This window comes from Aliidiomarina sp. B3213 (assembly GCF_003290085.1).
Taxonomy (GTDB): domain Bacteria; phylum Pseudomonadota; class Gammaproteobacteria; order Enterobacterales; family Alteromonadaceae; genus Aliidiomarina.
Genome location: NZ_QMKJ01000001.1, coordinates 812,522 through 838,746 on the forward strand (window position 1 = coordinate 812,522; position 26,225 = coordinate 838,746).

Genomic DNA, 26,225 nt, shown 5'->3' on the forward strand with positions numbered 1-26,225 from the left:
CTGATTGAAAATCACCACACTACGCACCATGTTCATTTCCAAACCCATCAAGAGTAACTAAAAGAATTTATATGATAAGTGTTTTCGATATTTACAAAGTAGGTATTGGCCCTTCAAGTTCCCATACGGTTGGCCCAATGAGAGCCGCCCGAGAGTTCCTTATGCAATATGAGAATGAAGGAGGTAATTTAGCGGACGTTACTCATATAAAAGTCGAGCTCTATGGTTCTCTTGGCCAAACGGGTAAAGGTCATGGTACCGGGAAAGCCGTTATATTGGGTCTTGCTGGAGATGCTCCGGAGACTTGTGACACAACTAAAGTCGACAGCTTTTTAGAACAAGTCGACAAAGAAGAAACACTAAAGTTGCTCGGTAAGCATGAAATTTCGTTTCCTCGTAGCGGAGCAATTCAATTTCATCGCAGAAAAACCATGCCTAAACATGCCAATGCGATGGAAATTATACTCTTTAAAGACGACAAAGAGTTGTTTAGCGATCTTTATTATTCCATTGGTGGCGGCTTTATCGTGCGTGATGCAGAGTTCGACGAAACTCTGGAAGAAGCTATTGAGCAGAACAATAAGCCCATTCCCTATCCCTTTGACACGGCAACCGAGTTAATGGAGCAATGTAAAACAAACGGATTACGTGTTAGCTCTTTGATGATGGCGAATGAAAAAGTATTCCGAAGCGAAGACGAAATTCGCTCAGGTCTTGTCCATATTTGGAACACCATGTTTCAGTGCATCGACACCGGAATTAAAACCGAGGGCATCTTGCCAGGTGGACTGAAAGTTCGTCGTCGTGCACCAGCGTTTTATCAGCGTCTTAAAAACGAAAAGTCTACAGATCCTATGCAGGCTATGGACTGGGTGAGTCTGTTTGCTCTTGCAGTGAACGAAGAAAATGCAGCCGGTGGTCGTGTAGTTACAGCTCCGACTAATGGTGCTGCGGGCATTATTCCTGCGGTTATGCGTTATGCAGACAAGTTCATTGAGAAGTTAGACGATGACGCAATTTGCAGATTCCTGCTCACTTCAGCGGCGATCGGTATTCTCTACAAGAAGAACGCTTCTATTTCAGGTGCAGAAGTAGGTTGCCAAGGTGAGGTTGGTGTCGCTTGTTCAATGGCAGCAGGCGCGCTAGCTGAATTAATGGGCGGCGACATTAGCCAAGTTGAGAACGCCGCGGAAATTGGCATGGAGCACAACTTAGGCCTAACATGTGACCCAGTGGGTGGCCTTGTTCAAGTTCCATGTATTGAACGTAATGCAATGGGTGCTGTGAAGGCTATTAATGCTGCTCGATTAGCTATTCGAGGCAGTGGCGACCACAAAGTGTCTTTAGACAAAGTAATTAAGACAATGTGGGACACAGGCAATGACATGAAGACAAAATACAAAGAAACCGCACGCGGTGGTTTAGCGGTCAACATTACTGAGTGCTAAACACTCTGAGTTGTAAGGTTCAAAAGCCCACGTGTTAAAGCGTGGGCAGTTTGTCTAAATCGAACAAAGCATCAATATCTTCTTGGTGTCGAAGTGGCATAGCTTGCTCAATTTTATCCTTCGTAAGGTGTGGCGCAAACCCCTCAAGAAAATCGTACATGTAGCCACGTAAAAAGGTGCCACGGCGAAATCCAATTTTGGTTGTGCTCGGCGCAAACAAGTGCCCTGCGGGTATTGCCACTAAATCAGAGTCTCTGCTTGGTTCATAAGCCATTGTAGCTAACACACCAACGCCTAACCCCATACGAACATAAGTTTTAATCACGTCCGCATCTGTCGCTGTAAACACTATCTTGGGCTCTAAGCGTGCTTTGTTAAAAGCCTCGTCGAGTTGCGAACGTCCAGTAAAACCATAAACATAAGTAACCAATGAGTACTCGGCTAGGTCTTTGATTGTAACCGTGTCAAGCGCGGTTAAAGGATGTCCCTTTGGAACCAGCAGCGAGCGATTCCAGTGATAACAAGGCAACATAATAAGGTCTTGATACAAGTGCAGTGCCTCTGTCGCAATCGCAAAGTCGGCAACACCTTTCGCCGCCATTTCACTTATTTGCGAGGGCGAACCTTGATGCATATGTAGGCTTACATCTGGGTATCTTTTTATAAAATCCTGAATTACACCGGGTAACGCATAGCGAGCCTGGGTGTGTGTAGTAGCAATATTCAACTTACCTTGCTTCGGGTGAGTATGCTCAGCCGCTACAGACTTTACAGCCTCTACCTGGCTTAGAATATTCTGAGCAATCTCGATAACTTGCTGGCCCGCCGGGGTAACGTGCGTTAGATGCTTACCACTTCGTCCAAAAATTTGAATACCAAGTTCATCTTCCAACATACGAACTTGTTTGCTTATTCCTGGCTGAGAGGTATAAAGGTGTTCTGCAGTTGCAGAAACATTGAGATTGTTATTCAACACTTCTACGATATAACGCAACTGTTGCAGCTTCATGAGAAATTCCGTGAGGTTGTTCTATGATTTGTTATTCCTAATTCTTATGAGAGTGTCAGTATCTATGCCTCCTGTCAAACAAAACGATAACCTCGATTTCTCGTCCGTTCTTGCAGCAAGCGTTCACGACATGAAAAATTCGTTGTTTCTTTTGCTGCAAGCTATTGAAAGTGTGGCTGAAGAAGTAGAAAAACCTCAACCTCGACGCCAACTTGCCGATATTCATTATGAGACACAAAGACTAAACACAGGATTAATGCAACTGCTGAGCCTTTTCCGTCAACAAAAAGATGAGCTTCCAATAAACAAAGAAGAGCATTTTTTAGACGAATTAGCGGAAGAGCTTGAGGCGAGTAATCAGTTTTATGCAGCTCATCATGGAATTGAGTTAACTACTTCGGTTAAGCATGATGGCAGTTGGTTTTTTGACCAAAACTTAATTCTTATTCTAGTCAATGATGTGATCATTAACGCTCTACGTTACGCGAAAAGTAAGGTTGCGGTTGAAATAGGTGTAGACACAATCAACAACGAGTTAGTTATAGAAATTGGAGACGATGGAAGCGGCTACCCACTGTCTATGCTCGATGCAAGTAGAACTAGCCCGCAGGCGATGGAATTAGATTCAGGCCGGACCGGATTGGGCTTATATTTTGCTAAGTTGATTGCGCAAGCTCATCAAGTGGAAGATCGTAATGGCAGTATTTTTCTAAGTAATGACAGTGCATTAGGAGGTAGCTTATTTACGCTAAGGCTACCCTAAAACAATGAACTCAGGTAGAGTATTAGATTAAATAGGAAGCGATTAACGCCAATATGCTTATAACCATAATAATTATACTGATACTCGCTTTATCTGCGCTTGCCGTAGGCGTAAACGCGATTCAACAGCATAAGCAAAAAACCGACCTAGAGCGCCGCCAACAATTGCTGCGCTATCGTGGGGTATTAGATCAAACTGAAGACCTCATTGCAGTATGTAGCGACTTCCCCTTAGGCAAATCTATCGTTCAAGTACTCCGTGTTAGAGCTCGCGATGCTCTGAAACTACTTGTGGACATTCAACCCAAGTCGAACGATCTAAAAACTCGATTAGATGAATACGAACAGGCGATTGCGGCATACAACCCAGAAGACAAAGGACTATTGCTAGAATCCTTTACCGTACCAGAAGGTGACAAGCAGATTGTCACTATGATTAAAGCACTAAAAAGAATTAGGCAAACGTTGCGTGCTGAACACGGTCGTAACCGCGTCGATAGCCAAACCTTCCACGAAGAAGAAACTCGTATCGAAAAGCTCCTTATTAAGATTAGCGTAGAGAGTTTAGTTCGCAGAGGTGATAACGCGAAAAAGTCGAACATGTTGGGCTCTGCTCGTCAGTACTATGAGAAAGCTGTTAAAATGCTAGGAGACACAGCGGTAACAGACGATTACGTAACTGAAAAGGCGCATTATATCGACACTCAACTCGAAGAAATCATGTCGCAACTCAGAGACTCTAATGCTGCTGATGCTAAAAAGCGTAATAAGAAAGACGATTTAGACGAGTTATTCCAGCCGAAAAAGAAATGGTAGTACATGAGCTTTAAAGACCAACTCAGCCAACTAGTTTACAGCACTGACACCGGACGTATCGACCAAGAAAAGGAACCAGAATCCATCCCAGATGGTGATGGCATTGTTCGTATTCGTCGAGAAACTAAGGGTCGGAAAGGCAAAGGCGTAACAGTGATTGATGGACTTCAATTAGGTTCAGAAGACCTGAAGCAGTTGTCTAAAAAGCTTAAAAAGAAATGTGGTGTTGGCGGCAGTGTGAAAGACTTTACCATTGAAATTCAAGGCGATCAGCGTGAAGTGTGCAAGGCATTGCTGGAACAAGAAGGTTATACCGTAAAGTTAGCCGGTGGTTGACCTGGCCAAGTCATAACTTACCCGAATAGTCTTACCTTCGTTTAACCATTCTACATTTGCGGCAAGTTCCTTAATGAGGCTCAAACCTCTGCCATAACTCAATTCAGAAAATTCAATAGCTTCATTTTGCTGAAGGCTAGTTAACCCCTCCCCTGAATCAGTCACTTCAAAATATATCTTTTTATCTTCAGGTACATAATTTACGTTAATTTCTACATGACCTTCTCGTAAATTATCTAACCGCTTCTCCCGCTCAAGGTAATACTTTTCAAACCCCTCGTAGGAGTTTTTCAAAGAGCTGTCCATACCCAGAAGACCATGATCGATGGCATTCACATATACTTCCGACATTAAAGTGAATATTGCAGTGGCGTGAGCTCTGAAACCCTCTACGGCTTTAAATGCACGTAATATACGCGTAACCGGATCATGGCTTCGAATCTGCTCTACGTTCAAATGAACCCGCAGTTCAAACGGCATGGTAGAAAGAGCCTCGGGCGTATGTGAAACATTGAGTTGCGTAGGCACGCAATCTAATACCGCTAACGTAATATCGTCTTTTTGTTGGTGGTTTTCGAGGCGGTCGCAAATATCTTCTTTAATTTTGTCAAAAGAGTAACTATGTCTTTCGAGCAGATTGATTACACCATCCATCCCCATCATTTTACCCGAAGGCTCCACGAACTCAGTCAATCCATCTGTAGTTAGGATAACTTTACTACCTAGCTCTACGGCGAAAGAGGTAATTCCAGAGTCGAATTGCTCGTTTTCTAGGATACCCAACGCAACGTGCTGTGGCGTCAAATAATTATGTAAGCCACCATCTGGGTCAATCAATGCCGGTGGCGTCATTCCACCATTCCAATATGAAATCCGTTCTCCAGAAGCCGAGAGCTCCATAACCACCGCAGCACAAAACATATCTTCAGGTAAAAGTTGCTGCAACCGTTTATTAAGTTCGCTAACTATCTCGGTAATTGAACTACCTCGTGACGCCATAGTGAAAAATGTTTGTGACGTCGGTAATGTTCCTATGGCTGCCGCGAGCCCATGGCCTGTAAAGTCTCCAAAAAACAAATATAGATTTCCCAGTGGCCCACACGCGGTAAGAAAGACATCTCCGTTAAATTCAGATTGAGGAAGAAACAACGATTGAAGTTGATTAAGTTTCGGTAGGTTCTTGTCCAGCGCGTTACTAAAGATATGTTGAACAATTCGATACTCTCTCTCAGTACGAGAGTTAAAGTACGCTAGCCGCTTATTTTTCTCTTCTAAACTTTGGCTTAAACTTCTTGTTCGCATGTGCGCTCGTAACTTCGCACTTAAAATTAAAGGATCAAATGGCTTACTGATGAAGTCATCTCCACCCGCTTCAAATCCTCTAAGCAAGCTTCTTTTGTCGTCGAGTGCTGTGATAAATATAATGGGTAAATGGACATGCCCTGCCAGCTTCTTGAGCTCTACTGCAACCTCATAGCCTTTTAATCCTGGCATAATAACGTCGAGTAACACGATGTCTGGGTTAAATTCCGGATAGACCTCAATAGCCTCTAAACCGCTATCTACAGTTAAAGGGGTATAACCAAACTGAGCAACCATGGTGCCTAGTTCGTGACGAATAATAGACTGGTCGTCGACGATTAAAACACGCACAAGCTTTAGTCGATTTGAAACAACTTGTCGAATCTTGAAATATCTAGAATATTTCTGATTTCAGAGCGGCAATTGATCAACTGAATAGACTTTGCAGAGGTTCCCAAGGCCTTACGCATATTGAGCAACATACCCAATGCGGCACTGTCGATATATTCGGTTTCGCGGAAATCGATAACTATATTAACGGGTTCATTGCCTATCTCAGAGTACGCTTGGCGAAACTCCTGTACCATACTAAAGTCAAATTTCCCTTTCACACGAATGGTAAACTGCTTCCGATCGCTAGAGTATTCCGTAAAAAGGTTCATGTTCGTACCTCAAGTGCTGTTGTTATTAAAATATGCGCTCTAATGCTGCTAGTCTACCCCTGTTTTGAATATGCTTAAAGCTTGTCAAACTCTGACGTTTGCCATACTCTCTGAGAACAACGATGTGTGTTTAAAGGGTTTTGAACCTAAGTATGGCTAATTTAACGACTGACCAGTTATCAATTCTTCTTGTAGAACCCTCTGACGTTCAGCGCAAGGTTATCCTTCGTCATCTAGAAGAAGAAGGCATAACCCATGTAGAGTCAGCCGGGTCGATTGAAGAAGCTAAAGCGAAATTACCATCGTTCCAACCGGATCTTGTAACCAGCGCCATGTACTTCGCAGACGGTGAAGCGATGGATTTACTGCATTTCATTGGCGAGCATCCTGCTCTTGAACAGACTCTATTTATGCTGGTTTCAAGCGAACACAAACGTGAACATCTAGAACTCTTCAAACAAGCCGGTTGCATAGCAATATTACCTAAGCCCTTTACGTCAAAAGACTTACAAACTGCAATAAACGCCACGCTAGACCTTATAGCACCAGAAGACTTTAACCTCGACCACTTTGATGTGGAAGATCTTAGAGTGTTACTTGTCGACGACAGTAATCTATCGCGTCATTATTTACGCCGAGTTTTTGAGAGTATTGGCGTGTCGAGTATCGTAGAAGCCGCGAATGGTAAAGAAGGTGTATCGGCTGCTGAACACAATGACTTTGACTTAATCTGTACCGACTATCATATGCCGGAAATGGATGGTAGAGAGCTTGCAGAAGCAGTGAGAAATCAGCCCGGACACGAACACATTCCAATTCTTATGGTTTCGGCACGGGCTGACGAATTACAGTTAACTCAAATTGAGCAAGCTGGTGTGAATGCTTTAACCGATAAACCATTCGCACCAGAAATCTTGCGTAGAACACTAAAACAATTGTTAGATAACGAATAAATTACTTATTCCGTTATTCTCTCTTGGTACTTCTCGAACAATTGCTTTTGCTTACTTGTAAGTTCTACTTCTCGCCCTTCTATAAACATCATTGACAGGTCTTGTCCAAGGTGATCAAGAACGTCGCCGCGAGACACAATCAACGTCGCCTGCTTACCTACTTGAATCGAGCCTAGAGTATCTTCAACACCCAGAATCTCGGCTGCAGACAGCGTAATTGAACGCAATGCTTGTTGGTATTCAAGACCGTACGCTACGGCATTACCCGCACCGAAAGCTAAGTTACGACTGTCCCAGTAACCGGCGTAACCTATCGCAAATTGAACACCAGCTTCATAGAGCTTAGCCGGTGTAGCATATGCCGTGTCATAAGCTTCGTCTTCACGAGCAGGCAAACCGTAAGGGGATGTAAAGACAACTGGAAGGTCATTTTCAACCAGTACGTCGGTCATCATCCAAGCGTCACGTCCACCTACAAGTACCATGTCAAAGCCATACTCTGCATTGAACGCGAGGGCTTCTTCAATTTGACGACGATCATTGGCGTGAATAAATAGCTTCATGTCACCTGAAAACAAACCTCGCATAGCTTCCCAGCGTTGATCGATACGGTCTTGGTTGCCGCTTGTACGAGCATGATGATAAGCCTCAGCAGTTGTAAACACGTCTTGGAGTTCACGGCGAGCTTCGGCATTTGCTTCACGTTGCTGTGCTGGAGTTCTCCACTCCCACCACGCATTGTTTAAACCGGTTCTAGGCCAAGTTACATGCATTCCCAGCGAGCCCAATTGCAGTGCATCTTGCCAGTTCCAACCATCAAGGTGCATTAAGCTAGACTGACCTCGCACAAGGTCTCCTTCAGGGACGATCAACGAATGAGTAATACCTAGGTAGCGAACCGTAGGAATGATCTCGGAGTCGGCGTTAAATGCATGGTGCGCAACCACTTCCGGCGTCACGTCACCCACTTCTTCCACGTCGTCGGTAGGTCGAGCTTGTTCTAGCTCAATTAAACCCAAGGTTGTGTCTATAGCGATCAGACCAGGGTAAATATGCTGGCCTGAAACATCAATAACGCGTGTTCCTTCTGGTGCAGTGATGTCTCGACCTATAGCGGTAATAGTGTCGCCGGTCATTAGAATATCTGTTTCAGGGTAAGTACCGCTAGAAACCGTATGGACGGTTCCACCCTGTAACAAAATAGACTGCTCTGATGAACTTCCCGGAGCTATGTTGTGAGCACTCACTGAGAAAGAAACACATGCGATAATACTAAATATAAACTTTTTCATTAGTGTAGCTCCCTCGTTGCCTGCTCAAGCGCGTGACTATGATAAATATCTTCCAACCAAACATCATGGTTGTCGTTACAATGCCATTCTGGCTGTGCCTGACGATAACCTCCACGTGCACCGCGGTGAGCTTCCTGTCCTGCATTAAGTACAGCTTCAATGAGCATTTCTCGCTCTTCAGCGATCAATGCTCGTTGTGCTAAATCATCACTACGGTCAAAGTACTTACGCCCTTCAATCCAAGTTTGTTGTGGTTGCGCATAGGCAGACAACGGATGTTCGTTCCAAATCACAAAGTCCGCATGTTTACCCGGCGTTAAGCTACCCACGTACTCGTCAATGCGAAGCTGCATTGCAGGATAAATAGTCGCCATTTTTAAAGCTTCATGCTCATCCATATCGCAATAACGAACAGATTTAGCAGCTTCGGTATTCAAACGGCGCTGCAAGTCACGGCTGTCAGAGTTAATACTCGTTAACACGCCCTGTTCCATCATTAAACAAGCGTTAAATGGAATAGCGTCATAGGCCTCAAACTTAAAGGCCCACCAGTCGGCGAATGTTGAGGCGCCGGCGCCATGTTCCGCAAGTTCTTCTGCTACTTTATAGCCTTCAAGAATATGCGTGAACGTTTGAATTCTAAAACCAAGGTCTTCAGCAACAGTTAGCAACGACAACACTTCTGATGCCACATAGCTGTGTACGTGAGTAAAACGCTCACCCTGCAGAATTTCAGCTAGAGCTTGCAGTCGATAGTTCGTGCGAGGCGGCGCAGTTCTGCGTCTCTCTGAACGGCTTAAGTCGGCATACTGCTCTTGAGCTTCTGTATATTCTTGTGCGGTCTGGAAGTAGTCACGCATAATCGCTGCTACACCCATACGCGTTTGAGGGTAACGTGCGGTGTATAAGTCACCCCAGTTACTTTGTTTCACGTTCTCACCAAGCGCCATTTTGATAGTTGGCGGTGTTTGGTCGAACTTCAGTCCTTCGGCACTCTCGCCCCATCGCAATTTAATCGCTTGGCCTTGTCCACCAATCGGGTTAGCCGAACCATGTAACAAGTGAGCTACTGTTGTTCCACCAGCCAGAGAGCGGTAAATATGAATGTCATCTGGGTTAACAACGTCACCAATACGAACTTCTGCAGTAACGGCTTCTGTACCCTCGTTTACACCTTGCGAGATAGCAATATGAGAATGCTCATCAACCATACCTGGTGTCACATGCATACCGGTCGCATCGATAACTTCATAACCACGAGGCGTAGACAAGTCGCGACCAATACGATGGATACGTCCGTCGCGCACCAACATATCAGCGTTTTCCAATACACCTTGGTCGTCTGCTGTCCAAATCGTGGCGTTACGAATATGAAGATTCATTTGCTCTGGCTGACTTTCGCGACCAAAACCTACATTTGGATAAGTTAAACGGCTAACGAACTCCACAGGCTGTTGCGCATCTCCTGAGTTTTGCTCAGAAGCGCTACTTTCCTCATCATTTGCAGTGCTCGTTGCCACGATAGTGTCTAACGCCCCACCAGCACTCTGCGCTCGGCCAGCTAGTGTAGTAACGGTTTCCCTTTCTAATTCGAAACGATAAGTCCCCGGCATATCTAAAGCGGAAAGGTCTGCCAAAAACTTCAACTTGTCGTCTTCAACGCGAGCGTCACGTACTGAAATTTCTTCATCTTCAGAAATCTTTAACGTCGCGCTTACTCTTCCAGAGTCACTTACTGTCAGGCTAAGGTCATGGTCAAACAGCGACATTGCATATTCACCAGAGAAAGAAACCGGATGCATGTTACCAATTTCTTGTTCTTCACCCTGCAACCAAACGGAGACAATTTCCCCGTCTTCAAATAAGTTTCCACGAGCCACAACAAAGTCAGCGCGATATCCTGGAGAAATTCGCCCCACCTGCCCTGACACACCTGCTTGTGCTGCTGGAATTGTGGTTAACGCGGCCAGAGCTTGTCGCTCAGACAATCCATAATCCACTGCTTTGCGGATATTTTTCCAAAAGTCTCGTTTGTTGTCTAAACCGTGCATCGTGAACGAGAAGCGCACTTGAGCTTGCTCCAAAGCCGCTGCGTTAGCTGGAGCACGCTCCCAGTGACGCAAGTCAGCAAGAGAAACGTCTAGTTCAGAGAACTGATCACCCATTTCTGGAGCTGCTGGGAAGTTTACCGGAAGAATTAGGTCTAAATCGGCTGCTTTAATTTCATCAATTCGAGAATACTCGAAACCTGAACCGACACCAGTAAAAGGCACTGAGAACTCAGCAAACACACGACGTGCTCTTAAAAGATTTAAATCATCAGAGGCTTCAAAAATGACGCGCTCTGAATTCAAACTTTTCAAGCTATCCAACGCGCTATTAAACTCTACAGGGCCCTGTAAAGTGTTTAAGCCTGCAGCTTCTGCATACCAAGCAGCGTCAGAAAGCGTTTGACGAATCAACGCTATGCTACCCATAAGAGAGTTGGGGTACTGTTGACTTGAGCTACCTTTGTCAAAAGATGCTGCATGGTGGCCCACAGCATTATAAATAATGTCGTTTGGTAGTTTATCGGCAAGAGAAAGCGTCGTGGTTCGGCCTCGGAAAATGCCGTCCATTCTTACCGACTGCACAGAGGTAAAGCCATGCTGTACATAAGACTGTGCTTCGCTAGCATCAGGAGTTACTGTTTCGAACCACTGCTGTTCTGCGTGCACCGCTGCATTACTCGCATTACCGCCTTGGCGCTCATTCGTATAAACAGGAGCATTGCTTCTGCCACCTCGTGGACGATCACCTGGCTGCTCAACACCGTAATTACTGTAAGCGTCAATAAAACCTGGATATACGGTGTAACCTGTAGCGTCTACAACACGCGCTCCAGAAGGAGCTCGATTACTTCGTTCAATGCTCTGAATTAAGCCGTCTTGAACCACAAGCGTTGCATTCTCGATACGCTCACCAGGCTCGGTGATAATAGTTGCGTTAGTTAACGCTACAACGGAAGGATTGTTGTTATGAATTCCTTGCACTGGCGTGGTTTGATCTGCCAATGCCGGAAAGGTTCCTAACAAAACACTCAATGCAGCTAACTGAAACTTTCCCCTCATGTGTTTTTCCTCACAAGAAATTTTAATACACCCATTTCTCCTTTATATTGAGAAGAATAGCAAGTCTTCGTAGACGAATGGATAGCACAGAACGACCAAAAAAATGCCATAATCTTGTCATACGAAAGGAATACAATTTCAACCCATCAATGCTAAGGCATTCAGGAGATGTTCTATGAAAGGTAAATTCAATAAGCTTTTAGCAAGTGGCTTAACAGTTCTATTATTAAGCAGTGCAACCTCCGCGCTGGCACAATCGGATGAAGCACAAGACGCTATCGAGTATCGCCAAAGCGCATTACAACTTATTCGCGCCAACTTCGGCGTTATGGCTGACATGGTGCGTGGCGATGTTGAATTTGACGCCGCAGTATTCGCGCAGAAAAGTAAAAACTTATCTCACTTAGCACATATTCCATGGGACGGCTTTACCGGCGCGGGTGCAAACACTAGCGAAGGCACTGACGCACTGCCAGAAATCTGGGAAGACTGGAGTGACTTTGAACAAAAAGCACAAGCTTTAGTAGACGCATCTGCAGAGTTAGCGTTAGCCGCCGAAGACGACAATATGGGTCAGATAAGAGCGAAATTTATGGCTACCGTACAAACGTGCCGTGAATGCCATAACAATTACCGCGCTGACTAAATCAACAAAGGAGTTGTACTTGTGAAAGTTTGGGACGGATTTATACGTGGTTTTCACGGCCTTCTAATTATCGGTATTCTATGTTTATGGTTTACCGGCGGTAAACCGGAATACGTCGATTTACACCAGCAAATTGGTGTTCTCATGCTTTCACTCGTACTCACTCGTTTTATTTGGGGCTTTATCGGAAGTGAAAACGCTCGCTTCAGTTATTTTATAAGCTCACCCAAAGCGACCTTAAACTACATTAAGAATTTTAAATCTGAAACGCAAAAAGATCTTGGTGTTACCCACAACCCGCTAGGTGGTTGGTCTGTATTACTCATGCTGGTCATCATTCTGAGCCAAGGAATAACAGGCTTGTTTACAGACGATGGTATATTCTTTCGCGGGCCTTTAGCCCCTTGGGTAAGCACCGACCTAGCTTATACGCTTACTTCAATTCACCACTCATTGTGGTCAGTCCTAAAAATACTCATCATTCTTCATATTTCAGCAATCATAGCTTATAGATTTCTAGGCAAACCTCTCGCTATGGCCATGATTCACGGAAAAAAGGCTATTTCCCCCGCACCTCAAGTTCGCCTCGTATCTGGCTGGTGGGGTTACTTATTGCTTGCTGTGAATGCAGCATGGCTAACATGGCTTTTGGGGTAGTTCTCATTTTAGATATAGCTATGATAGTCTGAAGGGCCACTAAGCAAATTTGGACAAGCCATGAATTCTGTTTTAATTGCAGATGACGACTTTATTAGCCTTGAAGTACTTAAAGCAATGCTAAGCTCTTACGAGTGCCAAATTGTAACTGCGGGCGATGGCGAGGAAGCTTTAGAAAAGGCTCAATCATGTACCCCATCGCTAATTATCTTAGATTATGAAATGCCTAAGCTAAACGGTGCGGAAGTCTGCGAAAAGCTGCGTACGCAAGAGGCGTTTATACACACTCCAATCATTGCGCTTACCGGCCATCAGAGTTCTAACGAGCTAAACGCATGCCGAGAAGCAGGAATGAACCATACGCTCCATAAGCCCGTTTCCCCAGACGCTTTAGACGAAGTGATGCAACAATACCTATAACGACTTAAACGTAAAACAGCAGTGACTCATAGGCTAGTTGCACGGCTTGGGCTTCTTCTGCGCTTCCACCTTTGTCGGGATGAGTACGATGAATTGCTCGCCGATATGCATCCTTTAATTCGGACTTTTTACTTGGCAAGGCTTCCAGAGAAAGTGTCACTAATGCATCATCTTTAGACACACTGGGCGGGCGACTCTCTTCGATAAACCCTGACCAGAATTGATTCAGTAAAGATTCCACATCGGCTTGTGTAGTTTTTTCCCACTCATCCCAGTCGAGATAGTATTTTTCAAGTTTATCTTCGACAACTAAACCCGACTGCCCGGCGTCGTATGGCATTAACCGAATATCTAAAGCGTCAATATTCAAATCAAGGAACTGCTCTTTCCGCCATTGTTGGCGAATTTTATATAAGCAATGGAAAACTAAGAAGTGGGTTTGAAAGAGTGAAAGCTCTCCGTGTAAAGCTTTCTTACTCAAAATTTCATAGGGCGGAGATTGTAATTTTTGAATAAGCTCAAATTCCTTTAGCGAACCCACTTGTGCCAAAAGAATAGTTTCTACAGCGGTTTGTATGGCTTCTTTATTCATATTTGCCAGTGTACAGACAAAAAAAATCCCGGCAAGTGCCGGGATTTTCGTGTCGAGAATTAACCCAACTTTTCTTTGATACGTGCAGATTTACCGCTACGCTCGCGAAGATAGTAAAGTTTCGCACGACGTACAGCACCACGACGCTTAACTTTCACGCTGTCGATTAATGGGCTGTGAGTTTGGAACGTACGCTCTACGCCTTCACCACTAGATACTTTACGAACTGTAAAAGCACTGTGTAAACCACGGTTACGCTTACGAATTACAACACCTTCAAAGGCCTGTACACGCTCACGGTTACCTTCTTTAACTTTAACATTGACGATAATGGTGTCACCTGGAGCGAACTCCGGTACATCTTGCTTCAATTGCTCGTTTTCGAGCTCAAGAAGAATAGCTTTATTTACTTTAGCCATCTGTTTTCTCCTCCTAGATAAACCACCCGATTAACGTTCTTCTTGGTCGACAATTTTCGCCAAAATATCTCGTTGCTCGTCAGTCAGAGCTAGGTCATTGATTAAGTCGGGTCGCCGTTCCCACGTTCTTTTTAAAGACTGTGTTAACCGCCACCTGTTAATTTCTTCATGATGTCCGCTGAGTAATACAGCAGGCACCGATTTGCCATCAAGAACTTCAGGTCTCGTGTACTGTGGGAAGTCTAACAGCCCGTTTGCAAAAGAGTCCTCTTGCGCTGAGTCGTTATGTCCCAATACACCAGGAACCTGCCTTGCCAATGCATCGATAAGAACCATCGCCGGTAACTCTCCGCCCGAAAGCACAAAATCGCCAATCGACCACTCTTCGTCGATATCGCTTTCAATAACACGCTCGTCAATTCCTTCGTAACGCCCAGCTACGAGAACCAGCGAACGAGTTTGACTTAAACCAACAACACCCTTTTGATCTAAGCGTCGACCTTGCGGCGACAAATAAATCACTTTGGGTTTCGTACCAGAGCTCTCTTGAATAGCTTGCTTTGCGTCGGCTATCGCCGCTCTTAAAGGCTCTACCATCATGAGCATTCCAGGACCACCACCATAAGGCCGGTCGTCCACGGTACGATGCTTGTCAGTTGTGTAATCTCTAGGATTCCACGCGTCTACTGAAAGCAAACCTTCTTTAACTGCGCGTCGTGTTACGCCGTATTCCGTAATTGCACTTAGCATTTCCGGAAACAGTGTAACCACCCCAACGTGTAGTTCATTAGCCATTAGAAATCCGCAGGCCAGTCTACCGTTATCGTGTTCGACTCTTTGTTTACTTCAGTCACATATTGAGACTGAATAAACGGAATCAAACGTTCACGCTTTCCGAAGGCATCGTTACTGTTTGCAGTTACCACTAAAACGTCGTTAGCAACTGTGGACAGTAAGTGATCCACAACACCCATGTCGTAACCTTTTTCATTTACAACACGCATGCCTGCAAGATCACGCCAATAAAATTCGTTCTCTTCAAGCTCCGGCAATTCACTTGCCGGTACGGCAATCTCCATACCCGTTAACAGCGCTGCTGCGTCTCGGTCTTCAATTCCCGCTAATTTCGCAACTAAACCTTTATTATGCCAGCGCCATTGGCTGACTTCAGTTTGTTGCCATGCACCTTTACGGCCAATAAACCACGGTGCATATTCAAATATTCCTGATGCTTCGTCCGTAAACGCGTTGATTCGAAGCCAACCCTTGATCCCGTAAACAGCACCAAGCGTTCCTAAAACTACGAGATCTTCGTCCTTTACTGCGTCTGAAGTCATCGAATATTTAACCTTAGGCTGCTGCTTTGTGTTCGCGAACAAGTTTCGCTACACGATCAGAAAGTTGGGCACCTTGGCCTAACCAATGATCAACGCGACCTAAGTCAATACGTAGTTTTTCTTCCTGGCCACGAGCCAGAGGGTTAAAGAAACCGACATTTTCGATGAAACGCCCATCACGAGCATTACGACTGTCAGTAACAACCATTTGGTAGAATGGACGCTTTTTCGCGCCACCCCGTTGTAAACGAATGGTTACCATTACCGTCCTCAATTAGTTCTGGTTTGCAATTTTTCAACTGCAAAATGAATGTTCAAAGTTAAAGTACCCCTCAACCTAGATTGAGAGGTCGCACGATTCTACGGATTTTTCGCCAAAAAGCAAGTAAAAAGGCTGATTAACGGCCACCAGGAAACATTCCAGGCGGCATTTTTCCGCCCATTTGGCGCATCATTTTAGCCATGCCGCCGCCTTTCATCTTCTTCATCATTTTTTGCATTTGCGTGAACTGCTTTAATAAGCGGTTCACATCTTGTACTTGGACACCAGAGCCAGCAGCGATTCTGCGTTTTCTTGAGCCTTTAATAATGTCAGGATGATTTCGTTCCTGCGCGGTCATAGAGCTAATAATGGCTTCCATGCGCAAGGTCGACTTGTCGTCTAGTTGCCCCTGCATTTTGCCCGCCATTTGTCCCATGCCTGGCAACTTATCCATTAGTCCCATCATGCCACCCATATTCCGCATTTGCGCCAGCTGCTCACGAAAGTCTTCTAAACTAAACTTCCCGCTTTTCATGACCTTTTTGGCAACTTTTTCGGCTTTTTCCTTATCGACTCTTTGTTCAACTTCCTCGATAAGACTCAGGACATCGCCCATACCCAAAATACGACCAGCGATACGGTCTGGATGGAATGGCTCTAGCGCAGTGTTTTTCTCACCAACACCAAGGAACTTAATGGGTTTACCCGTGATATGACGAATAGAAAGCGCAGCACCGCCACGTGCATCACCGTCAATTTTAGTAAGAATGACACCAGTAAGCGGTAGAGCTTCGTTAAACGCTTTCGCTGTGTTTGCCGCGTCTTGACCTGTCATGGCGTCAACCACGAATAAAGTCTCGATCGGCGTAATGGCTTGATGAAGGTTTTTAATTTCCTCCATCATTTCTTGATCAACCGCTAATCGACCAGCGGTATCCACCAATACAACATCAAGAAACTTTTTCTTCGCGTGCGCAATTGCAGCGTTAGCAATATCTACTGGCTTTTGTTCTGTGCTTGAAGGGAAAAACTCAACTTCAACCTCTTCCGCCAATCGCTCTAGCTGCGCTATCGCTGCTGGGCGGTACACGTCGGCACTCACCACCAAAACTTTTTTCTTTTGTTTCTCTCGCAAATGACGCGCAAGCTTACCCACACTTGTGGTTTTACCCGCGCCTTGCAAGCCCGCCATCATGATTACGGCCGGAGGTTGAGTAGACAGGTCTAACGGTACATTTGCTTCGCCCATGGCTACTTCTAGCTCGGTGCGAACAATTTTTACAAATACTTGCCCAGGGTTAAGGTTTTTATTGACCTCTACACCCAGTGCACGCTCTTTAACCTTAGCAATAAAGTCTTTTACTACAGGAAGTGCAACATCGGCTTCTAACAGCGCCATTCGCACTTCACGTAAAGTATCTTTGATGTTGTCTTCAGTAAGACGCCCGCGCCCGCTAATATTCTTTAAAGTTTGCGAGAGACGTTCACTTAAATTCTCAAACATGTTTTCTTCCTGTCGACAAAGTTTTCGGTATTATACTTAAAGCATTTGGGTTTGGCGATGAAACCGCTTATAATCTCAAAATCTTAATGCGAATCATTCTCAAAAATCAGGATAATAAAATGACTGCGCCTATTCTTTCTAGCACACTAGCCCTTCTGAGCCTGGTCGCTTACGCATTTTCTATTTATTTCCTTAACCAGCGATTAACTGCCTCTCGTACTTTGCAGCAACGCGTTACCGTTACCAGCGTCAGTGCAGTCGTACTTCACGGTTTCTTTATCGCCATCATTATTAACAGTATGGGAATGGAGTCACTCGACTTCCTGACCGCTTTTACAGCAATTGCTTGGCTATTAGGCGTTTTTTCACTCAGTAGAGGGCAACAGCTTGCTTCGCTTATGTTGCGCCCGGCCATATTTGGCTTTGCCTTAGTCAGCGTTATTCTTGCGTTATTGTTCGCAGGTTCATCGAGCCAAACCACCGGTAGCTTATCGGTAGGATTGGTTGTACATATCGTATTGTCTTTGTTGGCATTTAGTTTGTTATTACTAGCCACTTTATACGCGCTGCAAATCCTTCACCTGAACAAGGTATTAAAACAACGTTCTGCAAAAGCGTTAGACGAGCGCTTACCGCCGCTTATGTCTGTAGAACAATATTTCTTTCGTCTTCTGACTGCCGGCACAATAGTGCTTTCGCTAGCTATTGTCGCAGGTTTCTTGTTTGTAGATAACTTGTTTGCCTCTGAACAGCTCCATAAAACAGTACTTTCTATCGCCGCTTGGCTGGGCTATGGCTCAATTATTGCGGTTCATTACTTCAATGGAGCACGCGGTCGTCCAGTTGTTATTTGGACGATTATTGCTTCAATTATTCTAAGTATTGCGTATTTTGGTAGCCGAATTGTTCGCGACGTGATTATCTCTTAATCACGTTCGTTGAAAAGAGAACTTGACATCCTCGCGCGCGTCCATACATTAGTAACCTCGTATTCATAACAGGAAAATAACTTGGACGAACTTCCCCTTAGTACGCTGTTTATCGCACTAGGCATTCTGTTACTTATCTCTGGTTACTTTTCGGGCTCTGAAACTGGCATGATGTCGGTTAACAGGTATCGCCTGAGACACCTAGCACAAAGCGGCCACCGTGGCGCGAGGCGCGTTTCTTTCCTGCTCGACAGACCCGACAGGCTGATCGGTCTGATTCTTATCGGCAACAACCTAGTAAACATAGCCGCATCGGCTATCGCTACCATTATTGGTATGCGCCTTTACGGTGATTACGGTATCGCTATAGCCACCGTTGTACTGACACTTATGGTACTCATTTTTGCCGAAGTAACGCCGAAAACAATTGCTGCATTGCATCCAGAGCGCATTGCTTTTCCTAGCTCTTGGCTGCTTAAGCCAATGCTCAAAATATTCTACCCATTAGTTGCAGCTGTTAACTTCATTACCAATGGTCTTATGCGCATGATGGGTATTAACCCACAAGCTGCAGGAAAGGACACGTTGTCCGCTGAAGAGCTTCGTACTGTAGTTCACGAAGCAGGCCAACTCATTCCGTCTCGACACCAAGAAATGTTACTTAGCATTCTCGATTTAGAAAAAGTGACCGTAGACGACATCATGATTCCGCGCAACGACATCAATGCTATTGATATCAATGCAGACTGGGGCGTAATTACGCGCCAGTTAATTAATATGCAAAACACGTTGGTCGTATTGTTCCGCGGTGAAATAGACGACGCAATCGGCTTCCTTCACGCCAGAGACATGGTTCGACTCATTACTAAATACCAAGATGAAGCCGACAAACCCTCGTTAGTAAGAGCTGCGCGTGACATTTATTTTATTCCAGAAGGAACGCCGCTGAACGTGCAACTTGTGAAGTTCCAGCAAAATAAAGAACGCATCGGGTTAGTTGTTGACGAATATGGCGACATTCAAGGTCTAGTTACACTAGAGGATATTCTTGAAGAGATCGTGGGTGACTTCACGACAACAATCGCAGGTCAAACAACCGATAACATGACCCGTGAAGAAGACGGCAGCATGGTAGTTGAAGGAACGGCTAACCTACGAGAACTCAATAAAGAGTTGCAGTTAAACTTCCCTATCGACGGTCCAAAAACACTCAATGGCTTGTTAACAGAGCATATTGGAGACATTCCAGACAGCGTCATGTGTGTGGAAATAGCGAACCATCGCATTGAAATTATCGAAGTCACCGATAGTGTGATTAAAGAGGTTCGTATCCTGCCTAGCACTCGGAAAAAGTCCAGAAAAAAAGCGAGCTAAGCTCGCTTTTTTAAATTACTTTTCTAACCGAAGAACAAACGCCATAACCATCCACGGTTCAAGTCTTTCTCACAACCCGCTAACTGCTGTGCATAACGCGTAGAGCGCTCATCGACCTGACGCGCCACGCGGATTAGCCACTGCTTCTGGTTATAGCTTCTGCGCTGATAGCCACCCCAACCTTCGTGATAGTTGAGATATTGGGCATAAGCATCCCACTTCGATACGCCGTTTATTTGCTGAGACTTGCTAATGAACCACCCCATAAAGTCGATAGCGTCACCGAAGTTGTCTCTGCGCGCTCTGCGACTTCCTGTTTCACGAATATAGTCGTCCCAAGTCATGGTTTTTGCCTGAGCGTAACCATACGCGTCACTAATCCGGCCCCAAGGGATAAAGCCTAGAACATAGCGGCGAGGAGGCTGAGCTCGAGCTTGGAAGGAGCTTTCTTGATACATCATCGCCATGGGTACATGAATAGGAGCGCCCCACTCATCACGCATTCGTTTAGCGTCTTTCCACCAGTCGCGACGTTCTTCAAATATATTACAAATATTTTCCGGCTCTCGGGGCGGAGCCGTTGTACAGCCCGCAAGAGAAGTCACTAAAATCGCCGAGGCTGTAAGCGCTAAAAATTTTTTCTGCATTTTTTTGAACCTTTTTCTTATCCCGCACTCATACTTACTGAAAGGTTAAGATGTAAGCCTTCATCCCCTGGAAAAGTTGTAAATCTTATTTAAGCGCGCCCCATTCGGCGCGCTGTTTTTTTTCCTGAGCCCTATTAAAGTAAGCTTCCAAGAACTCAGCAAACGAACCTTCAGAGTCTTGCTCTACTTTGGCTTTTGCGCTTAAAGACTCTTCTCGCCATTGTTCAACATGTTCACTCGTATAAAACTCCAGCGAGCTAGTTTGCAACTGCTGTTTATACTGTTCAGCCCAAACCATTGCTGGATGCTCTTGATCACCTACAGAATTCTGAAGATGCGCAGACAACTTGCCAGACATAGTCTGCTCAGGGTCTTCGATAGCAACCGTTAGTTCATTGATTACGTCGTGGTAAGGCGTGCTTTCACGAGATTCATCTAATGCTTCAGCGATAGGTTGAAACGCTTCAAAAAGGTTTTCCAAACGCTCTTGTACTGAAATGGCTCCAGCTTCGTCGGTTAGCACTAGGTGCGGCTTTCTTCCCTCAAGTACAACCTCAGTCACCAAACGTTCAGTATCTAATTGCTCTTCAATAGACAGGTCAGCACTCGGTGAAATTAAACAATGTAATAAAAACATATCAAGGAAGCGCATTTGGGTTTCAGTAATACCTACTGAGCTCCACGGGTTTACATCTAATGCTCGAACCTCAATGTACTCAACCCCACCCCGCTCTAGGGCTTGTGTTGGAGTTTCACCAGATTTCGCAACTTGTTTAGGGCGAATTGGCGAGTAGAATTCGTTTTCAATTTGTAAAATATTGCTATTGAGCTGCTTCCAGTCATCACCCGCACGAACGCCAATAGCCTCAAAAGACTTTGACGGCGTGAACACGGCTCTGCGCAAGCCCGCGACATATTCTTCCAATGAGTTGTAAGTTATACCCAACTCAGCTTGCTCTTTGTTGGTGTAGCCTAAATCGCTCATTCTTAATGAAGTGGCGTATGGCAGTCCCGCCCAACCGCCAGGATATTTTTCTAGCTCAAGATCGCCATTTGCGTGTTTCAGGAAAGACTGGCAAAGCAAAGGAGAAGCCCCGAAGAAGTATGGAATAACCCAAGCTAACCGCTTGAAATTACGTATAAGCGCAAAATAACGGCTCGAGCGATATTCTACTGAGTCAATTTCTCCGTTCGCCTGCGATAACGCTTTCCAAAACGAGTCTGGTACAGAAAAGTTATAATGCACGCCGGCAATCGTTTGCATCATCGCGCCGTACCGATGAGTTAAGCCCTTGCGGTATACTTGCTTCATTTGCCCTGTGTGCGAAGAACCATACTGCGCAATGCGAATATCACTTAATTCGTTTACATAGCACGGCATACTCAATGGCCACAGCAATTCGTCACCAATTGCGTTAAACGTAATACGGTGGAGATCACGCAACTGAGCCAGTGTTTCTTGTACCGACCTTGCCACAGGTGTGATAAATTCCATAAGAGCTTCAGCATAATCTGTGGTGATATGCGGATGCGTAAGCGTGGCGCCCAACTGACTTTCTGGGTGTAACGTGGTTGCAAGACGTCCTTGAGGTGTTATGCGCAGTGCTTCGCGTTCAATACCTCTTTGTAAATGTTGCAAGCTACTACGAATTTCCGGTAGCTCCAACAAAGCGTCTGGCGCAAGTCCATAATGTAACTGCATAACGTTCCAGTTAATGTTTGATATGATGCCGCGTAGTTTGCCACACTCTACAGAAAAATACATACAAAGGAGCTGCGATTGAACGCAACATCTCGTCCAAAAATCTGGACTTGGTTCCAACACGGATACTGGTTATTTAATGCCTTAGGTTTGGTATGTGTATTTTTGTTACCCAAAACGCCAGCTGTTGGTTTGCTGGTGGTTTTACTACTTGCCTCATTGGTTTATGGCTGGAAAACACGTTCGGGTTGGAAAGACAGCGAGCTTCATACAGCAACAGCTTCACCCGCATTTTTTGCACCAAGTAGCACACAATTACTCCAGCAAGTTTTTAACGATTTACCCAATCGAGTTTATTGGTTCGACCAAAATATGAACTTTTTGGGTGCAAACCAAGCGTTCCTCAAAGATTTTGGCTTTCAACAACCTGAAGATATCATTGGTGAAAGTGTTGAAAACTTTGAAAGCTTTCAAGCCAATCAAGCCCTATTCAACTTCACCACAGAAGATTTGAAAAATCAGGACAAGAACCTCCCCCGAGAGCTGTCGCTACAAATTACAGATGCGAACAACCAACAACGCTGGGTAGAGCATAGCTGTGTTCCTTTATACTCAGAATATGGCGAAGTTATTGGCGTGTTATGTAGTTACTACGACATTACTAGTGTACGCGCGGCCTCTGAGCAAATGGAAAAAGCGAAAATAGCTGCGGAACAAGCGAAAGATGAAGCAGAACATGCGAACCAGTCTAAAAGTGACTTTCTTGCCAATATGAGCCACGAAATTCGCACGCCGATAAACGCTATTGTCGGAATGGCTAACCTTACATTAAAAACCGAGCTCGACGCTAAGCAAAAGCGTTACTTGAAAGTCATAGACAGTTCCTCTAAAGCTCTTCTCGGGGTTATTAACGATATCCTCGACTTTTCCAAAATCGAGGCTAATAAGCTTACGATTGAGCGAATTCCTTTCGACCTCGACGAAGTCTTAGGCACACTAGCCGATATGTTCGCCTACAAAGCCTATGACAAAGACCTAGAGTTTATTATCAACCTTCCAGCAAATATTCCCACGATGCTGCTGGGCGACCCAATGCGCTTAAGTCAGGTGTTGATCAACCTTGTGAGCAATGCCATTAAATTTACCGAAGAAGGTGAAATCTCCGTAACCTGTACTTTGCTCGAGCAAACTTCCAGTCAAATTTACTTGCGTATTTCGGTTACCGACACTGGCATAGGTATGAGCGAAGAGCAGCGCGCAAACCTCTTTCAGGCATTCACCCAAGCCGACTCTTCTACCACGAGGAAGTTTGGCGGAACAGGTTTAGGACTCACTATTTCGCGTCGTCTTATTACCCTTATGAACGGAGATATGGGTGTAACCAGTTCGCAAGGACAAGGTTCTACCTTCTACATTGAGTTGGCGTTACCTATTCAAAGCGACCAAGACGTGTCTCACCATCAACTCATATTAGAAAAGCTAAGCGGCACGCGTATTCTTGCCGTAGATGACAATTTAAGTACTCGTGAAATGCTATACGAAACACTCCGCTCATACGACATGGACGCAAAAGTGGCACGAACAGGTGAGCAAGCTCTCGATATTCTACATGAGGCGGTGAAAAACGGAGAGCCCTACCAGGTAATGCTCATCGACTGGCGGCTACCTGGCATCGACGGCGTAACGTTAGTAGAGCGCGTACACCAAGAGTTTAGTGAAGAAAATTGCCCGCAAATGATTATTGCGACGGGCTACTATGCTGAAGAATTAGCTGAAAAAGTTAAACAAGTTGGGGCCCGAGACTTTATTACCAAGCCTTACACAACAAACACGCTTGCGCGCGTCATTTCTTCAGCGGTATTCAAGACAAAATCACAGCTTGAAGACGGGCAGGCTTCGAAATCAGAACACAAAATTTCTGAGTCACTACGTAACGCGCCTATTTTGGTCGTCGAAGACAACGAAGTGAACCAGCATGTGGCCCGAGAAATACTGGAAAACTTAGGTTTTCAGGTCGACATTGCAAATCATGGGCAAGAAGCCGTAGAGCAAGTTCAAAACCGCGTTTACGCGCTTGTTCTTATGGATATTCAAATGCCTATTATGGACGGCTATAAAGCTTCAGAGTCGATTCGACAGCAGTTTAGTTATCAACAACTTCCTATATTAGCGATGACTGCGAATGCAATGAGTGGAGATATAGAGAAGTCACTGGCTGCTGGTATGCAAGGACATATTCCTAAACCTATCGACGAAGAGTTCTTGATTAACCAGATCAACAAATGGGCATTACCAGGTCCATACGAGCAGAAAGAAATTAAACCTAAAGTAGAAACAACGAGCGCACCCACTGTGCGTTACCCGATTGTAAAGGGTGTCGACTTCGAAGGTGCCTTAAAGCGCCTTAATCAGAACATAGGCCTTTATATTAAATTGGTGTCGCAACTTGTAGCACAATACAGACAAAGTGCTCAGAAAGTGTCTGACTTCATTTATAAAGGAAAGTACGATGAAGCCAGACGTTATTTTCACACCTTAAAAGGTGCGGCTGGTAATTTAGGGCTAAATGCATTGCACAAAAAGGCAGCTGCGTTAGAAACTGCAGCAAGCGCGGAAGACTCCGGGGCAATTGCAGACCAAATTATGGGGTTAGAGACCCTGCTCGATCAAGCAGAGCAAGCGTCACATGACTTACAGATGGTTCAAACTGAATTAAACAACGAGACAAAGCAATGATTAGACTACTCTTCTTAATACCACTAGTGCTCTGCCTCATTTGGGTATTTTACTTACAAACAAGGGGCTACAGCCTCAAACAAGGAAAACAAGGGTTCTTGTATATCCTCATTTTCAGCTGTGTTATCGCTGCGTTTTACACGTTAATGATGTGGCTTACGCAGCTCGACTAGTTCATTTAGCCAACAAGTGCCAATAGAACACCTGCAGCAACCGCAGAGCCAAGTACGCCGGCGACGTTTGGTCCCATGGCATGCATCAGCAAGAAGTTCTGCGGATCGGCTTTTAAGCCTTCCTTGTTCACCACTCGCGCGGCCATAGGCACTGCAGACACCCCAGCAGCACCAATAAGCGGATTTATTGGCTGCTTGCTAAATACGTTCATAAGCTTCGCCATAAGCACGCCGGCTGCTGTTCCAATAACAAAGGCAATCGCACCGAGTACCAAAATGCCTAGCGTTTGCACCGATAAAAACTTGGCAGCTGACAACTGTGCGCCCACAGACAAGCCAAGGAAAATCGTTACAATATTAATGAGCTCATTCTGCGCGGCACCACTTAGACGCTCTACTACGCCGCTTTCGCGCATCAGATTCCCCAAGCAAAACATTCCCACCAAAGGAGCAGCGGTAGGCAACAGCATCGCAGTAAGTAATAACACTAACAATGGAAATAGAATTTTCGCACGTTTAGACACAGGCTTAAGCTGCACCATACGAATTTTTCGCTCTTTCTCGTTTGTTAATAAACGCATAACCGGCGGTTGAATAATCGGTACAAGAGCCATGTAAGAATATGCAGCCACAGCAATGGGACCCAATAGTTCTGGTGCCAACTGTGATGCTAGATAAATAGCGGTTGGACCATCTGCCCCACCAATAATCGCGATAGCCGATGCTTGTTGAAGTGTAAACTCGAGTCCTGGCACAACATTCAAAGCCACCGCACCAATCAAGGTTGCGAAAATACCAAATTGAGCCGCGGCGCCAAGTACCATGACCTTCGGGTTAGCCAACAATGCGCCAAAGTCCGTCAGTGCACCAACACCCATAAAGATCAGCAACGGAAATACACCTGTACTGATACCCGCCGCATAAAGGTAATACAGCAAGCCACCGTCTTCGTTTAATCCGGCCAATGGAATATTGGTCAGGATGGCTCCAAAACCAATAGGAAGTAGTAGCAAGGGTTCAAACTTATGGACTACGGCTAGGTAAATAAGCAATAAGCCTACCGCTATCATCGCAGCCATGCCGAGAGACAGCGAGCCAACTCCTGTTGACTCCCAAAGTGTATTAAGAATGTCCATT

25 protein-coding genes are annotated in these 26,225 nt (G+C 45.1%); 11 read left to right on the top strand and 14 right to left on the bottom strand.

All coding sequences use genetic code 11. The annotated features are described in order from the left end of the window. The first annotated feature begins 71 nt into the window (after nucleotides 1-71). On the top strand, nucleotides 72-1,448 hold the full coding sequence (locus DQX04_RS03920) for an L-serine ammonia-lyase (protein WP_111914573.1): 1,377 nt from the start codon (nucleotides 72-74) through the stop codon (nucleotides 1,446-1,448). A 34-nt stretch (nucleotides 1,449-1,482) separates the two neighbouring features. On the opposite strand, the gene cysB is transcribed toward DQX04_RS03920, so the two are convergent. Then, the gene (gene cysB / locus DQX04_RS03925; protein ID WP_111914574.1) at nucleotides 1,483-2,457 is read right to left on the bottom strand and encodes an HTH-type transcriptional regulator CysB; all 975 of its coding nucleotides are present in this window, start codon (nucleotides 2,455-2,457) and stop codon (nucleotides 1,483-1,485) included. A 64-nt stretch (nucleotides 2,458-2,521) separates the two neighbouring features. On the opposite strand from cysB, the gene DQX04_RS03930 reads away from it, so the two are divergent. The 3 genes from DQX04_RS03930 to yciH are packed head-to-tail and all read left to right on the top strand — an operon-like array spanning nucleotide 2,522 to nucleotide 4,371. Further along, the gene (locus DQX04_RS03930; protein ID WP_111914575.1) at nucleotides 2,522-3,220 is read left to right on the top strand and encodes a sensor histidine kinase KdpD; all 699 of its coding nucleotides are present in this window, start codon (nucleotides 2,522-2,524) and stop codon (nucleotides 3,218-3,220) included. A gap of 53 nt (nucleotides 3,221-3,273) precedes the next feature. Beyond that, complete coding sequence (locus DQX04_RS03935) at nucleotides 3,274-4,035, top strand: hypothetical protein (RefSeq protein ID WP_111914576.1); 762 nt, start codon at nucleotides 3,274-3,276, stop codon at nucleotides 4,033-4,035. Between the two features lie 3 nt (nucleotides 4,036-4,038). Continuing rightward, nucleotides 4,039-4,371, top strand: a complete 333-nt coding sequence (yciH, locus tag DQX04_RS03940) for a stress response translation initiation inhibitor YciH (protein ID WP_111914577.1) — start codon at nucleotides 4,039-4,041, stop codon at nucleotides 4,369-4,371. Here yciH and DQX04_RS03945 read toward each other — a convergent pair. Further along, entirely contained in the window at nucleotides 4,357-6,024 is a 1,668-nt protein-coding gene (locus tag DQX04_RS03945) for a SpoIIE family protein phosphatase (protein WP_111914578.1), read from the bottom strand. The two genes, yciH and DQX04_RS03945, sit on opposite strands and share 15 nt — an antisense overlap. Nucleotides 6,025-6,029: 5 nt before the next feature. Next, nucleotides 6,030-6,335 (bottom strand): STAS domain-containing protein, encoded by a 306-nt coding sequence (locus tag DQX04_RS03950; RefSeq protein WP_111914579.1) that lies wholly within the window; start codon nucleotides 6,333-6,335, stop codon nucleotides 6,030-6,032. Between the two features lie 152 nt (nucleotides 6,336-6,487). Here DQX04_RS03950 and DQX04_RS03955 point away from each other — a divergent pair, with 152 nt between their 5' ends. Next, on the top strand, nucleotides 6,488-7,288 hold the full coding sequence (locus tag DQX04_RS03955) for a response regulator (RefSeq protein WP_111914580.1): 801 nt from the start codon (nucleotides 6,488-6,490) through the stop codon (nucleotides 7,286-7,288). Nucleotides 7,289-7,293: 5 nt separating this feature from the next. Here the strand turns inward: DQX04_RS03955 and DQX04_RS03960 are convergent, their stop codons facing one another. Then, nucleotides 7,294-8,580, bottom strand: coding sequence for an amidohydrolase family protein (locus DQX04_RS03960; protein WP_111914581.1), 1,287 nt, complete (start codon nucleotides 8,578-8,580; stop codon nucleotides 7,294-7,296). Next, nucleotides 8,580-11,690, bottom strand: a complete 3,111-nt coding sequence (locus DQX04_RS03965; RefSeq protein ID WP_111914582.1) for an amidohydrolase family protein — start codon at nucleotides 11,688-11,690, stop codon at nucleotides 8,580-8,582. Before DQX04_RS03965 ends, DQX04_RS03960 begins: the two co-directional genes overlap by 1 nt. A 175-nt stretch (nucleotides 11,691-11,865) precedes the next feature. On the opposite strand from DQX04_RS03965, the gene DQX04_RS03970 reads away from it, so the two are divergent. Genes DQX04_RS03970 through DQX04_RS03980 form a run of 3 tightly spaced genes read left to right on the top strand, consistent with a single transcriptional unit; the run spans nucleotide 11,866 to nucleotide 13,413 of the window. Next, nucleotides 11,866-12,336 carry a cytochrome c gene (locus DQX04_RS03970; RefSeq protein ID WP_111914583.1) on the top strand — a complete coding sequence of 157 codons (471 nt, stop codon included), beginning with the start codon at nucleotides 11,866-11,868 and terminating at the stop codon, nucleotides 12,334-12,336. 21 nt (nucleotides 12,337-12,357) lie between these two features. After that, nucleotides 12,358-12,993: a cytochrome b/b6 domain-containing protein gene (locus DQX04_RS03975; RefSeq protein WP_165831934.1), complete on the top strand. Its 636-nt coding sequence runs from the start codon at nucleotides 12,358-12,360 to the stop codon at nucleotides 12,991-12,993. 60 nt (nucleotides 12,994-13,053) lie between these two features. After that, nucleotides 13,054-13,413 (top strand): response regulator, encoded by a 360-nt coding sequence (locus tag DQX04_RS03980; RefSeq protein ID WP_111914585.1) that lies wholly within the window; start codon nucleotides 13,054-13,056, stop codon nucleotides 13,411-13,413. A 4-nt stretch (nucleotides 13,414-13,417) separates the two neighbouring features. Here the strand turns inward: DQX04_RS03980 and DQX04_RS03985 are convergent, their stop codons facing one another. The 6 genes from DQX04_RS03985 to ffh form a co-directional block, all read right to left on the bottom strand. Then, nucleotides 13,418-14,005, bottom strand: a complete 588-nt coding sequence (locus DQX04_RS03985; RefSeq protein WP_111914586.1) for a DNA-J related domain-containing protein — start codon at nucleotides 14,003-14,005, stop codon at nucleotides 13,418-13,420. Nucleotides 14,006-14,064: 59 nt separating this feature from the next. Next, entirely contained in the window at nucleotides 14,065-14,424 is a 360-nt protein-coding gene (gene rplS, locus DQX04_RS03990) for a 50S ribosomal protein L19 (RefSeq protein ID WP_111914587.1), read from the bottom strand. A gap of 30 nt (nucleotides 14,425-14,454) precedes the next feature. Continuing rightward, the gene (trmD, locus tag DQX04_RS03995; RefSeq protein ID WP_111914588.1) at nucleotides 14,455-15,219 is read right to left on the bottom strand and encodes a tRNA (guanosine(37)-N1)-methyltransferase TrmD; all 765 of its coding nucleotides are present in this window, start codon (nucleotides 15,217-15,219) and stop codon (nucleotides 14,455-14,457) included. Then, nucleotides 15,219-15,761, bottom strand: a complete 543-nt coding sequence (rimM, locus tag DQX04_RS04000) for a ribosome maturation factor RimM (RefSeq protein ID WP_111914589.1) — start codon at nucleotides 15,759-15,761, stop codon at nucleotides 15,219-15,221. The genes trmD and rimM overlap by 1 nt, the downstream gene beginning before the upstream one ends. A 13-nt stretch (nucleotides 15,762-15,774) precedes the next feature. After that, nucleotides 15,775-16,023 carry a 30S ribosomal protein S16 gene (rpsP, locus tag DQX04_RS04005; protein ID WP_111914590.1) on the bottom strand — a complete coding sequence of 83 codons (249 nt, stop codon included), beginning with the start codon at nucleotides 16,021-16,023 and terminating at the stop codon, nucleotides 15,775-15,777. Between the two features lie 136 nt (nucleotides 16,024-16,159). After that, nucleotides 16,160-17,527, bottom strand: a complete 1,368-nt coding sequence (gene ffh, locus DQX04_RS04010; protein WP_111914591.1) for a signal recognition particle protein — start codon at nucleotides 17,525-17,527, stop codon at nucleotides 16,160-16,162. A 119-nt stretch (nucleotides 17,528-17,646) separates the two neighbouring features. Between ffh and DQX04_RS04015 the strand changes: the two genes are divergently transcribed. Continuing rightward, a complete protein-coding gene (locus DQX04_RS04015) occupies nucleotides 17,647-18,456 on the top strand; it encodes an inner membrane protein YpjD (RefSeq protein ID WP_165831935.1) in 810 nt (269 codons plus the stop codon). Between the two features lie 81 nt (nucleotides 18,457-18,537). Further along, nucleotides 18,538-19,830: an HlyC/CorC family transporter gene (locus DQX04_RS04020; RefSeq protein WP_111914593.1), complete on the top strand. Its 1,293-nt coding sequence runs from the start codon at nucleotides 18,538-18,540 to the stop codon at nucleotides 19,828-19,830. Between the two features lie 23 nt (nucleotides 19,831-19,853). On the opposite strand, the gene DQX04_RS04025 is transcribed toward DQX04_RS04020, so the two are convergent. Beyond that, the gene (locus DQX04_RS04025) at nucleotides 19,854-20,477 is read right to left on the bottom strand and encodes a hypothetical protein (RefSeq protein WP_111914594.1); all 624 of its coding nucleotides are present in this window, start codon (nucleotides 20,475-20,477) and stop codon (nucleotides 19,854-19,856) included. An 85-nt stretch (nucleotides 20,478-20,562) separates the two neighbouring features. Further along, on the bottom strand, nucleotides 20,563-22,179 hold the full coding sequence (gshA, locus tag DQX04_RS04030; protein ID WP_111914595.1) for a glutamate--cysteine ligase: 1,617 nt from the start codon (nucleotides 22,177-22,179) through the stop codon (nucleotides 20,563-20,565). Between the two features lie 78 nt (nucleotides 22,180-22,257). On the opposite strand from gshA, the gene DQX04_RS04035 reads away from it, so the two are divergent. Beyond that, nucleotides 22,258-24,915, top strand: a complete 2,658-nt coding sequence (locus DQX04_RS04035) for a response regulator (RefSeq protein WP_111914596.1) — start codon at nucleotides 22,258-22,260, stop codon at nucleotides 24,913-24,915. A 178-nt stretch (nucleotides 24,916-25,093) separates the two neighbouring features. Here DQX04_RS04035 and DQX04_RS04040 read toward each other — a convergent pair whose 3' ends face one another. Then, nucleotides 25,094-26,224 (bottom strand): sodium ion-translocating decarboxylase subunit beta, encoded by a 1,131-nt coding sequence (locus DQX04_RS04040; protein WP_111914597.1) that lies wholly within the window; start codon nucleotides 26,222-26,224, stop codon nucleotides 25,094-25,096. Between the last annotated feature and the right edge of the window lies 1 nt (nucleotide 26,225).

Coding starts and splice junctions, on each gene's coding strand:
- trmD (WP_111914588.1), bottom strand. CDS start 15,219: ATGGCTAATGAACTACACGTTGGGGTGGTTACACTGTTTCCGGAAATG.
- DQX04_RS03980 (WP_111914585.1), top strand. CDS start 13,054: ATGAATTCTGTTTTAATTGCAGATGACGACTTTATTAGCCTTGAAGTA.
- ffh (WP_111914591.1), bottom strand. CDS start 17,527: ATGTTTGAGAATTTAAGTGAACGTCTCTCGCAAACTTTAAAGAATATT.
- rimM (WP_111914589.1), bottom strand. CDS start 15,761: ATGACTTCAGACGCAGTAAAGGACGAAGATCTCGTAGTTTTAGGAACG.
- DQX04_RS03920 (WP_111914573.1), top strand. CDS start 72: ATGATAAGTGTTTTCGATATTTACAAAGTAGGTATTGGCCCTTCAAGT.
- DQX04_RS03935 (WP_111914576.1), top strand. CDS start 3,274: ATGCTTATAACCATAATAATTATACTGATACTCGCTTTATCTGCGCTT.
- rpsP (WP_111914590.1), bottom strand. CDS start 16,023: ATGGTAACCATTCGTTTACAACGGGGTGGCGCGAAAAAGCGTCCATTC.
- DQX04_RS04040 (WP_111914597.1), bottom strand. CDS start 26,224: ATGGACATTCTTAATACACTTTGGGAGTCAACAGGAGTTGGCTCGCTG.
- DQX04_RS03950 (WP_111914579.1), bottom strand. CDS start 6,335: ATGAACCTTTTTACGGAATACTCTAGCGATCGGAAGCAGTTTACCATT.
- cysB (WP_111914574.1), bottom strand. CDS start 2,457: ATGAAGCTGCAACAGTTGCGTTATATCGTAGAAGTGTTGAATAACAAT.
- DQX04_RS04015 (WP_165831935.1), top strand. CDS start 17,647: ATGACTGCGCCTATTCTTTCTAGCACACTAGCCCTTCTGAGCCTGGTC.
- rplS (WP_111914587.1), bottom strand. CDS start 14,424: ATGGCTAAAGTAAATAAAGCTATTCTTCTTGAGCTCGAAAACGAGCAA.
- gshA (WP_111914595.1), bottom strand. CDS start 22,179: ATGCAGTTACATTATGGACTTGCGCCAGACGCTTTGTTGGAGCTACCG.
- DQX04_RS03930 (WP_111914575.1), top strand. CDS start 2,522: ATGCCTCCTGTCAAACAAAACGATAACCTCGATTTCTCGTCCGTTCTT.
- DQX04_RS04025 (WP_111914594.1), bottom strand. CDS start 20,477: ATGCAGAAAAAATTTTTAGCGCTTACAGCCTCGGCGATTTTAGTGACT.
- DQX04_RS03970 (WP_111914583.1), top strand. CDS start 11,866: ATGAAAGGTAAATTCAATAAGCTTTTAGCAAGTGGCTTAACAGTTCTA.
- DQX04_RS03960 (WP_111914581.1), bottom strand. CDS start 8,580: ATGAAAAAGTTTATATTTAGTATTATCGCATGTGTTTCTTTCTCAGTG.
- DQX04_RS03965 (WP_111914582.1), bottom strand. CDS start 11,690: ATGAGGGGAAAGTTTCAGTTAGCTGCATTGAGTGTTTTGTTAGGAACC.
- yciH (WP_111914577.1), top strand. CDS start 4,039: ATGAGCTTTAAAGACCAACTCAGCCAACTAGTTTACAGCACTGACACC.
- DQX04_RS03985 (WP_111914586.1), bottom strand. CDS start 14,005: ATGAATAAAGAAGCCATACAAACCGCTGTAGAAACTATTCTTTTGGCA.
- DQX04_RS03955 (WP_111914580.1), top strand. CDS start 6,488: ATGGCTAATTTAACGACTGACCAGTTATCAATTCTTCTTGTAGAACCC.